We start from the raw sequence: 13,018 nt of genomic DNA, 5'->3' as shown, positions 1-13,018 counted from the left end.
ATATGAAAAAAGAAAATATTCCCAATGCCCTTACCTTAGGTCGCATTGCAATTATCCCAATTTTTATTATTAGTCTTACCCTATGGCAGTCAGGAGCGGGGATGGCCTTTGCTGCCCTTCTCTTTGCTTTGGCTAGTGCGACAGATTATCTAGATGGCTACCTGGCACGGAAATGGAAGGTTGTAACGAATTTCGGTAAGTTTGCTGATCCGATGGCTGATAAGATTTTAGTGATGACTGCCTTTATCATGCTGGTGGAGCTGTCCCTAGCTCCAGCCTGGGTGGTTGCGATTATCATCTGCCGTGAGTTGGCAGTGACAGGCCTGCGTCTGCTATTAGTGGAAAATGGTGGGACGGTTTTGGCAGCAGCTATGCCTGGTAAAATTAAGACATTTTCGCAAATGTTTGCTATCATTTTCCTCCTCTTGCAGTGGCAGTTATTGGGGCAAATCACTCTGTATGTAGCTCTATTCTTTACCTTGTATTCGGGTTATGACTATTTCAAAGGAGCGTCTTTCTTATTTAAGGACACGTTTAAGTAATGACAGAAATAATTCAAGTAAAAGATTTATCCTACAAATATGAAGAAGATGCCCCATTTTGGACATTGGATAAGGTCTCGTTTCACGTGAAACAAGGAGAATGGTTGTCGATTATTGGTCACAACGGATCAGGGAAATCAACGACGGTACGCTTGATTGATGGGCTTTTGGAAGCCAATCAGGGTGAAATCTATATTTCAGGCGATCTATTGACCCCAGACAATGTTTGGGAAAAGCGTCGGCAGATTGGAATGGTCTTTCAAAATCCTGACAACCAATTTGTAGGGGCAACTGTTGAGGATGATGTTGCTTTTGGTTTGGAAAACCAAGGTGTTCCCCTCGAAGAAATGCGCGAAAGAGTTCAAGAAGCCTTAGAGTTGGTTGGGATGTCTGAATTTAAAACCAAGGAACCTGCCAGACTATCCGGTGGTCAAAAACAACGGGTCGCCCTTGCTGGAGTTGTTGCCCTGCGTCCAGCTATTATGATTTTGGATGAAGCAACCAGCATGCTGGATCCTGAAGGTCGCCTAGAGCTGATAAAGGTTGTTCAAAGAATAAAAGAAAAGTACAAGATTACGGTACTGTCCATCACGCATGATCTAGATGAAGTTGCCTTGAGTGACCGCGTTATTGTAATGAAGAAAGGGCAAATTGAGTCCATCAGTAGCCCTGGTCAACTATTTTTACGGTCTGATTTGAATCAACTTGGTTTGGAAGCACCTTTCTCAGTCCAGTTAGCAGAAAAAATGCGGCAGGCAGGCCTTGCCCTACCATCAGGCTATTTTACGGAAGAAGAATTGGAAGAAGAAGTATGGGAATTAATCTCCAAGATGTAAGCTATATCTACCAGGCAGGGACGCCTTTTGAAGGTCGTGCCCTATTTGGTGTGGATTTGGAAATCAAAGAGGGTTCCTATACTGCCTTGATTGGGCACACAGGATCAGGAAAATCCACAATTCTACAGCTATTAAATGGCTTGCATGTGCCAACAAGTGGTAGTGTATTGGTAGATGGTGTGGAAATCCTTGCTGGATCAAAAACCAAGGATATTAAGCATATTCGGAAAAAGGTTGGTTTGGTTTTTCAATTTCCAGAAAGTCAAGTCTTTGATGAAACAGTTTTGAAGGATGTAGCATTTGGACCACAGAATTTTGGTATTTCAGAAGAAGAAGCTCAGGCTATTGCAGCAGAAAAACTGGCTTTGGTTGGTATTGGGAAAGAACTGTTTGAGAGAAGTCCCTTTGAATTGTCAGGCGGGCAGATGCGCAGGGTCGCGATTGCAGGAATTTTGGCTATGGAACCGGACTATCTGGTCTTGGATGAACCAACAGCTGGTCTAGATCCCTTGGGAAGACGCGAGTTGATGGCGATTTTTAAACAATTGCATCAAGAAGGGATGACCATTATTTTGGTGACGCATGTGATGGATGATGTCGCTGATTTCGCTGATTATGTCTATGTGATGGACAAGGGAAAATTGGTGTTATCTGGTCAGCCCAAAGAGGTTTTTCAGCAGGTTGAGTTCTTGGAGTCTATCAAATTAGGTGTTCCAAAAATTACAAAATTTGCGGCTAATTTAGAAGGTCGGGGGTTTGTTTTTGAACAATTGCCGATTACAATAGACGAATTTAGGGAGGTGGTGTCAGGTGGATAAACTTATTTTGGGTCGCTATATTCCAGGCGATTCTCTCCTACATCGACTAGATCCGCGTAGTAAACTCTTGGCTATGTTTCTCTTTTTGTTGGTGATTTTTTGGGCCAATAATTTGGTCACCAATCTGGTTTTAATCGGATTTGTCTTCGGTCTGATTGGTTTGTCTTCCATTAAGTTTTCCTTTTTCTTGAATGGTGTGAGGCCCATGATTGGGATTATTCTCTTTACCACTTTCTTTCAATTATTCTTTACAGGTGGCGGTAGGATTTACTGGCAATTTTGGATTTTCCAATTGACCGAACATGGAGTGACTCAGGCAGCCATCATTTTTGCACGGTTCGTATTAATTATCATTTTTTCAACCCTCCTGACCTTGACAACCACGCCCTTGAGTTTGGCAGATGGCATTGAGACCGGCTTGGCACCTTTGGCACGATTCAAGGTTCCTGTCCATGAAATTGGCTTGATGCTGTCCATGAGTTTGCGTTTTGTACCGACCTTGATGGATGATACGACACGCATTATGAATGCACAGCGGGCGCGTGGTGTTGATTTTGGAGAAGGTAATTTGATTCAAAAGGTCAAATCTGTGATTCCGATTTTGATTCCACTATTTGCATCTAGTTTTAAACGTGCATACGCCTTAGCAACGGCAATGGAAGCTCGTGGCTACCAAGGAGGAGAGGGAAGAACCAAGTATCGTGTTCTCAAATGGACTTACTTAGATAGTCTCGCTATTCTAGTTATGCTTGGAATCAGTGCGGTCTTATTCATTTTAAAAAGTTAAAAAGCGCTTTGTAAAGCGTTTTTTTAGTCCAATTCCAATTCAACTGTAACATTTGTTACAAATTCTACATCCAAAGGTAATAAAGGAGGCGTATGATAGGAGCAGTTGAAAGAAAGGAAACTTTTTATGATGAATTTTTCACTAAAATCAAACCTAAAACCCATTCTAACAGGAGCGGTTGCAACTCTATCTTTAGCAACAGCAGGTCTTGTTAGTGCAGAAACCTATACAGTTCAAGCAGGCGATACGCTTTCTAAAATTGCTCTTCAGTACAAAACCAGTGTTGAAGCCTTGGTAGAGGAAAATAAAATCGCGGATAAAAATCTGATATCCGTTGGTCAAGTGTTAGAAATCGGTGAATCGGAAGCAACTACACAGACAGCTACTACTGAAACAAGTAGCGAAGCGACTGTGGCAACGACTACCAGCTACTCTTCTAACCTAAGTGCAGAAGATGCAGCTGCCAAAGAATGGATTGCCCAAAAGGAATCTGGCGGCAGCTACACTGCACAGAACGGAATTTATTATGGTCGCTATCAGTTGACCAATACCTATTTGAATGGTGACTATTCACCTGAAAACCAAGAACGTGTGGCAGATGCCTATGTAGCAAACCGCTACGGTTCTTGGTCAGCTGCCTATCAATTTTGGTTGGCAAATGGTTGGTATTAAGCTAACCAGAAGTGTGTATGAGATATTCTAGGATGAGATAGCTAGGACAGGCAATTGCCTGTCCTAGCTTTTTTGAAGTAAGAAAACTTTACAAATAGGTGGATTTTGCTTATAATGTTGAAAAATTAAGGAAGAAAGTGGCACATGAATTTACAAAAACGGATTTTTCGTCTTAATATGCTGATGTTAGGGATTTCTCTGCTTGCCATGTTGGCCATCAGTGTCTTTGTTGTCAATAACATTTACCTGAATCGGAGTAGTTTATTGTCCACAAGCCAGAAAACAGCAATGAGTCAAACCAGCATTGAAGAATTCTCGGGAACAGATTATGTGGCTCTAGCAGAGAAACTAGCAAGTGGAGGGGCTCAGCTCTATGTGGAGAGTGACGGCTTTATTTTGTTTTCCAATATCCAGGAAGATGTAGAGGAAGTCACGGCTGTTGCAATTAGCGAGACTACTCATTTGACCTACATTGATGAGGAAATTGTAATCACTAGGCAGTTGGAAACGCAGGGGCAAACAGTCTCCCTCTATGCGGTAATTGAAGATACGGAAGACCAACAAGACGCTAGGGAATTCCAGACCTTCTTGTTACAAATTGCAGTAATGGGTGGCTCTGGTATTGCAGTCATTTTGACCTTGAATTTGATGGTTACCAGACGCATTCTGCAGGCCATTATGAAACCGATGGATGAACTCCACAAGGGGGTTGAGCGGATTCGCAAGGGAAATTATCAGGAAAATCTAGATTATAGCGGTGATCGAGAATTTGAAGAATTGACAGAAGGTTTCAACCAAATGCAGACAAGTTTGTTGGAGGCTCAAGAGAAAAATCGTCTGTACGAACAAAATCGGACCCAGATGGTAGCGGATATTTCTCATGATTTACGGACACCTCTCACATCGATTAAAGGCTATGCCAAGGGAATTTTAGACGGAGTTGCCAACACAGAAGAAAAACGGCAGAATTACATGACCATTATCTATCAGAAATCATTGGTCATGGAGAAATTGTTGGAAAAATTGTTCGTTTTCTCTCAACTAGAGACCGATAAATTGCCATTCGATACAGTAGAAGTCGATTTGCGGGAGTTTTTTAAAGCTTATATCAGCGAGAAGAAGGCAGAATTGGCAGATGAAGCGGTTGATTTCCGTCTAGAAGTGGCGGGAGAATTACCAGTAGAAATGGACCCCGTCCAGTTTAGACGGATTTTGGATAATCTGGTAGATAATGCACGAAAATATGCCAATACTAGTCCGCTCTTGTTGACCATTACAGGTACTAGTGAGGACAATCAAGTGGTTTGGACTTTTGCTGATAACGGACAAGGAGTTTCTAAGGACCAGCTAGACAAACTCTTTACAGAATTTTATAGGGTGGATCAGGCCCGTCAGCAAGTGGATGGACATGGACTAGGACTCTCAATTGTAAACAATATTGTGCATCGTCTAGGTGGCACAATCGTGGTTGAAAATAAGACTGGCTTGACCTTTACCATTCGTCTACCTAAGAAAGGATAAGAAATGACACGTATATTGATTGCTGAAGATGATATCGAAATTGCACAGCTTGAGCGAGATTATTTGGAAATGCAGGGGTATCAAGTTGATGTCGTAGCCGATGGTGCACTAGTCGAAGAGCAGATTCGAACCGAAACCTACAATCTTTTACTTTTAGATGTCATGCTCCCTAACAAAACAGGCTATGATATTTGCCGCGACCTCCGCAACCAAGTAGATTTTCCCATCCTGATGGTAACATCTAAGCAAGAAACTATGGATGTCGTGCGAGGTTTAGGCTTAGGAGCAGATGACTATATTAGCAAACCCTTTGATCCCATGGAGTTGGTTGCGCGTGTGAAAGCCCATTTGACCCGCTACCAACGTCTACAACCTACCAAAGAGGAGAAGGAACTGCGGGTTGGTGATTTGGTGATTTATTTGGAGAGTTGGAAGGTGGAAAAAGCAGGGCAGCCGATCAAGTTGCCCAATAGGGAGTTTGAATTACTTGCCCACCTAGCTCAACATCCCAACCGGGTCTTTTCAAAAGATCAACTGTTTGAGACAATCTGGGGCTATGACTATGTAGGCGATAGTGCAACAGTAACGGTCCATATCAATCGATTGAGGGATAAGCTGGGAGCAGATTTGATTGAAACGGTTTGGGGAGCAGGTTACCGGCTAAATGCATAAATTCTTTCGAATTTGTTTAGAAACTGTTTAGAAACTTTACCTAAAGTGTTGAGAATTGTCCTCTATAATAGACTTATCAGCAAAGAGCTGAAGAAAATCGTAAAAAAGAGGAAACACAAATGGAAAACCAAAACGAAAACAAGCAAATTATCGAGCAAGAAGTGCAAACGGAAGAAAAAGCATCTCTCCTAACCAGTTTAAAAACAAAAGTAAATAAGATGAGTAAAAAATCAATCATCTTGCTTTCAGCAGGGGCTCTACTCTTGGTAACAGGTGGATTTGTCGCAGCTGAAATATATGAAAATCGTTTGGATGCTTTAGAAACTCAAGTTGAACAGAGCCTTGGTCTATCAGACGATGATGATAATCAAGTCACCACAGCCCAGTCAGTTGTTGCAAGCTCTAGCTTAACAGCATCAAGTAGTACAACAGCAGCTTCTTCAACAACTACAACAGCAATCACAGCTGAGCAAGTTGCAGCAAATTATGGCATTACCCTGGTTGAGAGTTCAGAGTTAGATGGTACTTATACGGCTACGGTCGGAAATGATACGTATACCTTGACCATCAAAGGCAATCAGGGTAGCCTGGTTGAAGTTGACAATGATGGGGAACAAGATAGTGAATTAGTCGTTTTGGACCTTGAGAAAAAAATTGCCTATATCGATGGCGAAGCGGATACCTATAGTTTAAGTGGATCAACCTTGACCTTGACAGAAGTTGATACCAACGACACGACCTTGGATAAAATCAGCTTTACAAAACAATAAGAAAAGGACCGTAGAGGTCCTTTTTGTCTTGACAGGATTGTCAACTTTCTCCGAAGATTTCTTGTGCCAATCGGCGACCAGTTGGTGTAGCAGCCAGGCCTCCTTCGGCAGTTTCACGGAAGGCAGTTGGTAGGGCAGAGCCCACTTGGTACATGGCATTGATAACCTCATCTACAGGAATTTTTGATTCAATTCCTGCCAATGCCATATCAGCAGCTACCATGGCATAGCTTGCTCCCATTGCATTTCGTTTGACACATGGGACTTCTACCAGACCTGCGACTGGGTCACAAATCAGTCCCAGCATATTTTTAATGACAAAGCAGATAGCTTGACTAGCCTGGTAGGGACTTCCTCCAGCAGCAAGGGTTAATGCCGCTGCTGACATAGCAGAGGCAGAGCCAACTTCTGCCTGACAGCCTCCTTCTGCTCCAGAGATGGAGGCGTTGTTGGCGATAACTAGACCGAAGGCTCCAGCTGTAAAGAGGAAGTCAAGTTGTTGCTCTTCTGTCAAGCTTAACTTGTCAATAGCAACACCAAGAACGGCAGGCAAGCAACCAGCAGAGCCAGCAGTTGGGGTGGCACAGACCAAGCCCATTTTGGCGTTCAACTCATTGACAGCCATAGCATTTCTTGCTGCCGATAGGATAGAGGAATCAGACAGCGTCTTGCCCTTTTTCATATAAGCGTCCAACTTGGCAGCGTCACCACCTGTCAATCCAGAAACGGACTTGCTTTCTGTTAATCCGTCAACAATCGACGCTTTCATGACTGTCAAGTTTCTTGACATGATTGTCAAGATTTCTTCTCGGCTACGCCCTGTCAATTCAATTTCAGTCGCAATCATGAGTTCAGCTACATTGCCAGAAAACTGTTCGGCTTGCTGAACTAATTCTTCGATAGTATAAAACATGTCTTTCTCTTTCTAGTTGAAGAAGGTAACATTGTGCAGATGGGGAATTTTTTCAATTTCTGCAATAGAATTTTCACACTGGCGAGCATCCACTTCGATAATCATAATAGCTTTTTCGCCAGCCTGTTCACGTGTCACGTTCATTTGAGCAATATTGATGTTGTATTTTGATAAGATGTCAGTTACCTTGGCAATCATACCTGGAACATCCTGGTGAACGATGATAATAGTCGGAGTATTCATATTGAGGTTGACAGAGAAACCATTAAGCTCAGTCACTTGGATATTGCCTCCGCCAATGGAAACGCCCGTTGCTGAGATGGACTTTTTGTCATTTTTAATGATGATTCGGGTGGTATTGGGATGGGGAGTATTGCTGTCCTTGTTGACACGCCAGTAAACCTTAATGCCTCGTTCTCTTGCAATATCAAGAGAGTCAGGAATGCGTGGGTCGTCTGTATCCATGCCTAAAATGCCTGCTACCAAGGCCACATCCGTACCGTGTCCACGATAGGTTTTGGCAAAAGAATTGTAAAGTTGAAATTCGACCTCGGTTGGTTCATCACCAAAGATGGAAGACACTATTTTTCCAATGCGGACCGCTCCAGCCGTATGGCTGGAAGAAGGTCCAATCATAACAGGCCCGATAATATCAAAGACCGATTGAAATTTTAAATTTGTCATAACTATCCTCACGTTTTTCTTAATACTATTATATCAAATTTTTGATTTGGATAGAATGCCTAGATGAATGGGGTTTCAATACCAAATTCCTGTTTCTTCTCCCTTTTGTGTGGTATAATACAAGTTGTTCAAAATCGACCTTCAAATCGTTTTTTGAAAAAATTTTGGAATACGACCTTCAAATCGTTATTTCAACGAAAAGATGGGAGAAGATGATGTCAATAGACAATTCGAAAACCCGTGTTGTTGTTGGTATGAGTGGCGGTGTGGATTCATCGGTTACGGCTCTCTTGCTCAAGGAGCAGGGCTACGATGTGATCGGCATCTTCATGAAAAACTGGGACGACACGGATGAAAATGGCTTCTGTACAGCAACAGAAGATTACAAGGATGTGGCTGCAGTGGCAGACCAGATCGGCATTCCTTACTACTCTGTCAACTTTGAAAAAGAGTACTGGGATCGCGTATTTGAGTACTTCCTAGCAGAGTATCGGGCAGGCCGCACACCTAATCCAGATGTCATGTGTAACAAGGAAATCAAGTTCAAGGCTTTCTTGGATTACGCTATGAACTTGGGTGCGGACTATGTGGCGACGGGGCATTATGCTCAGGTGTCACGCGACGAGGACGGCACTGTCCATATGCTACGTGGGGCAGACAATGGCAAGGACCAGACCTACTTCCTCAGCCAACTCTCACAGGAGCAGTTGCAGAAAACCATGTTTCCGCTCGGCCATTTACAAAAGCCTCAGGTGAGGGAAATAGCAGAGCGAGCAGGCTTGGCGACAGCTAAAAAGAAGGACTCTACAGGAATCTGCTTTATCGGTGAAAAGAACTTCAAAGAATTTTTGGGGCAGTATTTGCCAGCCCAGCCCGGTCGGATGATGACGGTGGACGGTCGTGATATGGGTGAACACACAGGCCTTATGTACTATACCATTGGTCAGCGGGGCGGGCTTGGTATCGGAGGACAAATAGGTGGGGATAATGAGCCCTGGTTTGTTGTCGGAAAAGATCTGTCCCAAAATATCCTCTATGTCGGACAGGGCTTCTATCATGAGTCCTTGATGTCAACTTCTTTACAAGCTAGTCAAGTCCACTTTACACGGGATATGCCGGAAGAATTCACATTAGAGTGTACAGCTAAGTTCCGCTACCGTCAACCAGATAGTCAAGTAACTGTCAAGGTAAAAGGGGACAAGGCAGAAGTCATCTTTGCAGAGCCACAACGAGCAATTACACCAGGGCAAGCGGTTGTTTTCTACGATGGACAAGAATGCTTGGGCGGCGGTATGATTGACATGGCCTACAAGGATGGAGTGGCTTGTCAGTATATTTAGTTGACAGGTTTGTAAAGATTGTTTAACTTGACTTGTCAGGACAATTTGATACAATATTTCTAACAAGAACTATGATGGTCAAAGCTCATGGGAATTGTAGGCTTTTTTGTCCTGCAATTTTCGAGAGTTTTGGCTATTTTTTGCGATTGGGGAGAGAAGATGGATTTCAGAACCAGAGTTGACAACCAGATTTTCGGTGTCCGTGCGACGGGCTTGGTGGTACAAGATGAGAAGTTATATCTTGTTAAGTCACCCAAGGGGAAATACTACACCTTAGGTGGAGCTATTCAGCTTGGTGAAACAACCGAAGAGGCTGTCCTGCGGGAAATGAAAGAAGAAATCGGAATTGATGTGGAGGTTGGACCACTAGCATTTATCGTTGAAAATCAGTTCACCTTACAGGAGAAATCCTATCATCAGATTGAATTTCTCTATATAGTTACCCCACTGTCTAATCCAGCGACCAATCTGGAAGAAGGGAATTCTGTTCGCCAGTGTGAATGGGTTGCTTTTGCGGACTTAGAGAAACTGGATCTCAATCCAGCCTTTCTTAAGACCGAGTTAGCCAACTGGGACGGACAACTAAAGCATTTTATGAACAAAGACAACTAAAGTAGCGGAGGAAACCATGCCTGTCAAGCTGATTGCCCATGTTTTACTGACTGTTGCAGACAGCCACTTGATTATTCAGCGTTCGCAGACTAAGCGTGGCAAACCCAATGTTTTTCCTCAATATTGGGACATTCCAGGCGGTCGTGTTGAGGAGAATGAGTTGTCCCGTGATGCTGCAGTGAGAGAGTGTTTTGAAGAAACAGGTATTTCGATAGAAAAGGAAAATCTGATCATTATCCATGAAGATAGTCAGTTTGATGAAGAAAAACAGACGGTGTTTACAAGGCTAGTCTATGAAGTAACACTTCCTGAACAACCAAAAACTATTCTTCTTGACCCAGAAGAGCATACAGATTTTCTATGGTTAGCTCCTACCGATAAAAATAAGAAAAACTTAGTTCCATATCTGGACGAAATTTTAGAAAAGAGAAGGATAAATGGATTTCAGAACCAGAGTTGTCAACCAAATTTTTGGTGTTCGAGCGACTGCATTGATTATAAAGGATGGGAAGATTTTCCTGACCAAAGATAATAAGGGCCGTTATTATACCATTGGCGGTGCAGTTGAGGTCAATGAGGTAGCAGCGGATGCGGCTGTTCGAGAAGTCAAAGAAGAATTAGGGGTTGACAGTCGTGTCAATCAATTGGCTTTTGTTGTTGAAAATCAATTTACACATGAAGGTATAGACTTTCACAATATCGAGCTTCATTTTATCGTGGAGCCTGTTGGAGAAATGCCTGAAAAGATGATTGAAGGGAAGTTGAAGCAAGCTTGTGAATGGATAGACGTTGACAAAATTGTCAACCTAGATATCGTGCCAGCCTTTCTGGCTCAAGAATTGCCAAACTGGAGTGGACAAGTTAAACACATTATGAACATGAAGGAGAAAACAACATGACACACACATTTGCAGAAAATTATGATGTCATCGTGATCGGTGCAGGGCACGCGGGAGTAGAGGCGGGATTGGCAGCCAGTCGGATGGGCTGTAAAACCTTGCTTGCAACTATTAACTTGGATATGGTGGCTTTTATGCCCTGTAATCCCTCCATTGGTGGCTCTGCCAAGGGGATTGTGGTAAGGGAAATCGATGCCCTGGGTGGCGAAATGGGCCGCAACATTGACAAGACCTATATCCAGATGAAAATGCTCAATATGGGTAAGGGGCCAGCTGTTCGTGCCTTGCGGGCTCAGGCGGATAAAGTAGAGTATGCTGCAGAGATGAAGCGGACGGTGGAGCGTCAGGAAAATCTGACCCTGCGTCAAACCATGATTGATGAGATTTTGGTGGAGGATGGCAAGGTGATCGGTGTCCGTACGGCTACCAACCAGAAATTCTCAGCCAAGGCGGTTGTGGTGACGACGGGTACTGCCCTGCGTGGTGAGATTATCATTGGTGATCTCAAGTATTCGTCAGGGCCTAATAACAGTTTAGCTTCTATCACGCTGGCGGATAATCTGAAGGAGCTTGGTCTTGAAATCGGTCGGTTCAAGACAGGAACGCCACCGCGTGTCAATGCTCGTACCATAAATTACGAAGACACGGAGATTCAACCAGGTGATGAAAAGCCAAATCACTTTTCATTCTTGTCCAAGGATGAGGATTATTTGCAGGATCAAATTCCTTGCTGGTTGACCTATACCAACGCGACCAGCCACGAGATTATCAACAGCAATCTTCATCGAGCACCTATGTTTTCAGGAATTGTCAAGGGGATTGGGCCCCGTTATTGTCCGTCAATCGAGGACAAGATTGTCCGTTTTGCCGATAAGGAACGCCACCAGCTTTTCCTAGAGCCAGAGGGTCGCAATACAGACGAAATCTATGTCCAAGGGCTGTCAACCAGTCTGCCGGAAGATGTGCAGCAGGACTTGATTCACTCTATTAAAGGCTTGGAAAATGCCCAGATGATGCGGACGGGTTACGCCATTGAGTACGATATGGTTATGCCTCATCAGTTGCGGGCGACGCTTGAAACTAAGAAGATTTCAGGGCTTTTCACAGCAGGTCAGACCAACGGAACGTCGGGTTATGAAGAAGCAGCCGGTCAGGGAATTGTCGCTGGTATCAATGCAGCCCTCAAGGTACAGGGCAAGCCTGAGTTGATTTTGAAACGAAGCGACGGTTATATCGGAGTTATGATTGACGACTTGGTGACTAAGGGAACGGTGGAACCTTATCGTCTCTTGACCAGTCGGGCGGAGTATCGCTTGATTCTGCGTCATGACAATGCCGATATGCGACTGACGGAGATTGGTCGTCAGGTCGGCTTGGTGGATGATGAACGCTGGCAGATTTTCCAAATCCATAAAAACCAGTTTGACAATGAAATGAAGCGCTTGGAGTCTATCAAACTCAAGCCAATCAAGGAAACCAATGAAAAGGTTGTTGCCATGGGCTTCAAGCCTCTGACGGATGCCCTTACCGCCAAGGAATTCATGCGTCGTCCAGATGTGACCTACGCAGATGCAGTAGCCTTTATCGGCCCAGCGGCAGAGGACTTGGATGCCAAGACCATTGAATTGATTGAAACAGAGGTCAAGTATGAAGGTTACATTGCCAAGGCCTTGGACCAAGTAGAGAAGATGAAACGCATGGAAGAAAAATGCATTCCAGCCGACATTGACTGGGATGATATTGACTCCATAGCAACCGAAGCCCGTCAGAAATTCAAGCTGATTTCACCAGAAACCATTGGCCAGGCTAGTCGGATTTCCGGTGTCAATCCAGCGGATATATCCATTCTTATGGTTTACTTGGAAGGACGCAGTCGTTCCATTTCTAAAAACAAATCAAAGGACAGTCACTAAGGCTGTTCTTTTCTTCTGATAGGCTGGAGAAAGCTAGCA

General features: G+C 43.7%; 14 protein-coding genes and 1 pseudogene. 13 read left to right on the top strand and 2 right to left on the bottom strand.

The genetic code is table 11. The features are described 5' to 3' along the window. Window positions 1-2 precede the first annotated feature (2 nt). From pgsA to J5566_RS02660, 8 genes are all read left to right on the top strand, one after another. Entirely contained in the window at window positions 3-542 is a 540-nt protein-coding gene (gene pgsA / locus J5566_RS02695) for a CDP-diacylglycerol--glycerol-3-phosphate 3-phosphatidyltransferase (RefSeq protein WP_208561957.1), read from the top strand. After that, on the top strand, window positions 542-1,378 hold the full coding sequence (locus tag J5566_RS02690) for an energy-coupling factor ABC transporter ATP-binding protein (RefSeq protein WP_208561956.1): 837 nt from the start codon (window positions 542-544) through the stop codon (window positions 1,376-1,378). The genes pgsA and J5566_RS02690 overlap by 1 nt, the downstream gene beginning before the upstream one ends. Then, window positions 1,354-2,196: an energy-coupling factor transporter ATPase gene (locus J5566_RS02685; protein WP_208561955.1), complete on the top strand. Its 843-nt coding sequence runs from the start codon at window positions 1,354-1,356 to the stop codon at window positions 2,194-2,196. Before J5566_RS02690 ends, J5566_RS02685 begins: the two co-directional genes overlap by 25 nt. Next, on the top strand, window positions 2,189-2,983 hold the full coding sequence (locus J5566_RS02680; protein ID WP_208561954.1) for an energy-coupling factor transporter transmembrane component T family protein: 795 nt from the start codon (window positions 2,189-2,191) through the stop codon (window positions 2,981-2,983). The genes J5566_RS02685 and J5566_RS02680 overlap by 8 nt, the downstream gene beginning before the upstream one ends. Window positions 2,984-3,112: 129 nt before the next feature. Next, on the top strand, window positions 3,113-3,655 hold the full coding sequence (locus tag J5566_RS02675; protein WP_208561988.1) for a LysM peptidoglycan-binding domain-containing protein: 543 nt from the start codon (window positions 3,113-3,115) through the stop codon (window positions 3,653-3,655). A gap of 144 nt (window positions 3,656-3,799) precedes the next feature. Beyond that, on the top strand, window positions 3,800-5,176 hold the full coding sequence (locus tag J5566_RS02670) for a sensor histidine kinase (protein WP_208561953.1): 1,377 nt from the start codon (window positions 3,800-3,802) through the stop codon (window positions 5,174-5,176). Window positions 5,177-5,179: 3 nt separating this feature from the next. Continuing rightward, a complete protein-coding gene (locus J5566_RS02665) occupies window positions 5,180-5,848 on the top strand; it encodes a response regulator transcription factor (protein ID WP_208561952.1) in 669 nt (222 codons plus the stop codon). 119 nt (window positions 5,849-5,967) lie between these two features. Beyond that, window positions 5,968-6,618 carry a hypothetical protein gene (locus tag J5566_RS02660; RefSeq protein WP_208561951.1) on the top strand — a complete coding sequence of 217 codons (651 nt, stop codon included), beginning with the start codon at window positions 5,968-5,970 and terminating at the stop codon, window positions 6,616-6,618. Between the two features lie 40 nt (window positions 6,619-6,658). On the opposite strand, the gene sdaAA is transcribed toward J5566_RS02660, so the two are convergent. Next, complete coding sequence (gene sdaAA / locus J5566_RS02655) at window positions 6,659-7,531, bottom strand: L-serine ammonia-lyase, iron-sulfur-dependent, subunit alpha (RefSeq protein WP_208561950.1); 873 nt, start codon at window positions 7,529-7,531, stop codon at window positions 6,659-6,661. Window positions 7,532-7,543: 12 nt separating this feature from the next. After that, on the bottom strand, window positions 7,544-8,215 hold the full coding sequence (gene sdaAB, locus J5566_RS02650) for an L-serine ammonia-lyase, iron-sulfur-dependent subunit beta (RefSeq protein ID WP_024379555.1): 672 nt from the start codon (window positions 8,213-8,215) through the stop codon (window positions 7,544-7,546). Between the two features lie 215 nt (window positions 8,216-8,430). Between sdaAB and mnmA the strand changes: the two genes are divergently transcribed. The 5 genes and pseudogenes from mnmA (at window position 8,431) to mnmG (ending at window position 12,979) form a co-directional block, all read left to right on the top strand. Next, complete coding sequence (gene mnmA / locus J5566_RS02645) at window positions 8,431-9,555, top strand: tRNA 2-thiouridine(34) synthase MnmA (RefSeq protein WP_044773556.1); 1,125 nt, start codon at window positions 8,431-8,433, stop codon at window positions 9,553-9,555. 159 nt (window positions 9,556-9,714) lie between these two features. After that, window positions 9,715-10,167: an NUDIX domain-containing protein gene (locus tag J5566_RS02640; RefSeq protein ID WP_172079480.1), complete on the top strand. Its 453-nt coding sequence runs from the start codon at window positions 9,715-9,717 to the stop codon at window positions 10,165-10,167. Window positions 10,168-10,183: 16 nt separating this feature from the next. Further along, window positions 10,184-10,612 (top strand): annotated as a pseudogene (locus J5566_RS02635) (NUDIX hydrolase); the annotation flags it as partial. Continuing rightward, on the top strand, window positions 10,605-11,066 hold the full coding sequence (locus J5566_RS02630) for an NUDIX hydrolase (protein WP_208561949.1): 462 nt from the start codon (window positions 10,605-10,607) through the stop codon (window positions 11,064-11,066). The pseudogene J5566_RS02635 and the gene J5566_RS02630, both read left to right, overlap by 8 nt. Further along, entirely contained in the window at window positions 11,063-12,979 is a 1,917-nt protein-coding gene (mnmG, locus tag J5566_RS02625) for a tRNA uridine-5-carboxymethylaminomethyl(34) synthesis enzyme MnmG (protein ID WP_208561948.1), read from the top strand. Before J5566_RS02630 ends, mnmG begins: the two co-directional genes overlap by 4 nt. Window positions 12,980-13,018 lie beyond the last annotated feature (39 nt).

Origin of the sequence: Streptococcus suis (genome assembly GCF_017601095.1) — a bacterium.
GTDB lineage: Bacteria > Bacillota > Bacilli > Lactobacillales > Streptococcaceae > Streptococcus > Streptococcus suis_Z.
This window is presented reverse-complemented; position numbering and strand designations above follow the sequence as displayed.